The sequence below is a fragment of the Aeromonas sp. D3 genome, assembly GCF_027705025.1.
Taxonomy (GTDB): Bacteria; Pseudomonadota; Gammaproteobacteria; order Enterobacterales; family Aeromonadaceae; genus Aeromonas; species Aeromonas salmonicida.
The window spans coordinates 1-1,018 of the sequence record NZ_JAPDBE010000098.1 but is presented as its reverse complement, the minus strand read 5'-3'; the positions used below and the strand labels follow the sequence as shown (position 1 = coordinate 1,018).

Here is a 1,018-nt window from a genome sequence, read left to right as displayed (position 1 = left end):
CAGGGCGGGATCGCACTTTGTTAATGAAATTTGAACAGGCAGATCGTCTGTGATCTAATCGCGTCTCCATGCAGGAGGCACGCGCTATGACGTTGATTGAACACCTTACCCTTGTCGAAGAAACTCGCTCTGAGATCAATCGTAAACATAACCTGGTTGATGTCATGTTCCTTGTCATCAGTGCCATCATGAGTGGTGCCGAGGGCTGGAATGACATCGAAACCTATGGCGATTCAAAGATCGATTGGCTCCGTCAGCATCGCCCCTTTGCCAACGGCATCCCGCGGCGTCACACGGTTGCCCGCATTCTGCGCTGCATTGTCATCGATACCTTGCTTGAAGCGTTGCTGTGCTGGGTCAATGAACAGCGCACTCATCAGGGCAAACCCATCATTGCCTTTGATGGCAAGGTGTTACGCGGCTCCTTTCGGGGAAATGCCAAGGATGCGCTTCAGTTGGTCACGGCTTACGATACCGAAAATGGGCTGGTGTTAAGCCAGAAAGCAACCCCTAACAAGAAGGGGGAAATCGAAACCGTCAAAGATATGCTGGACATTCTTGAGCTAAAAGGAGCCGTTGTCACACTCGATGCGTTGCATTGTCAGCGTGAGACACTGGAGAAAATCAGCGAGAAGAAGGCTCATGTAGTGGTACAGGTCAAGAATAATCAACCGAAGCTGTATCAAGCGGTTCAATCGCAATTCCAGTCACTGTTTGACGCCCAGAAAGAGAAGATTGTCGTCGAGCACAAAGAGAGTGGACATGGCCGCCAGGAAGAGCGTTATGTGTTTCAATTAAAAGCCAAATTACCGCCAGAGTTGACGGAGAAATGGCCGACAATCCGCAGCATCATTGCCGTTGAGCGTCACCGCAGCGCCAACGGAAAAGGAACGGTAGATACCTCTTACTATGTCAGCTCGTTATCCCCCAAGCACAAGCTGCTAGGGCACTATATACGGCAGCACTGGCGGATAGAGAACAGCCAGCATTACATTCTTGATGTGGTGTTCAACGAGGA

At 50.5% G+C, this 1,018-nt stretch carries 1 protein-coding gene; it reads left to right on the top strand.

The features are described from left to right. Positions 1 to 86: 86 nt before the first annotated feature. Positions 87 to 1,018, top strand: a 932-nt coding sequence (locus tag OKC28_RS22900) for an ISAs1-like element ISAs1 family transposase (protein ID WP_270691160.1), incomplete at its 3' end; no start/stop codon positions are given.